This window comes from Mesobacillus sp. MER 48 (assembly GCF_023714225.1).
Lineage (GTDB): Bacteria > Bacillota > Bacilli > Bacillales > Cytobacillaceae > Mesobacillus > Mesobacillus oceanisediminis_A.
Window position 1 is genome coordinate 1 of the sequence record NZ_JAMAUR010000033.1, and the last position, 462, is coordinate 462.

Annotated in this window: 1 protein-coding gene; it reads right to left on the minus strand. The window is 53.7% G+C overall.

Annotated features, from left to right (window positions below; genetic code table 11):
- Positions 1 to 462 (minus strand): enolase C-terminal domain-like protein (locus M3593_RS23760; protein ID WP_285849001.1); only part of this gene is annotated, 462 nt, incomplete at both ends.

Sequence of the window (462 nt, forward strand, 5' to 3'; positions counted from 1 at the left end):
TCAATAAACAGCGGGCGATACGGCTCCAGTTCTTTAATCAGCACTTTCGCCATCGGCGCGCTGACGCGACCGTGGAAATCAAGACCAAACTCAATCTGATTGCCAAAAGCTTCACGAATTTGTGCCACGGTGTTGACTGCCGCATCTACCGCGCGGGAGTTATCAATTAGCCCCAGCTCTTCACAACCGTTCAGTTTGAAGGTATCGAAGCCGATTTCGCGCAGGGTTTTTATGCCGTCGATAACATCCGCCGGACGATCGCCGCCGACCCAACTGTAGGCTTTAATTTTGTCGCGAACCAGGCCGCCCATCAGTTGCCACACCGGCGCATTCAGCACTTTGCCTTTGATATCCCATAACGCCTGGTCGATCCCGGCGATGGCGCTCATCAGGATTGGACCGCCACGATAAAATCCGGCGCGATACATCACTTGCCATAAGTCATTGATGCGCGATGGATCC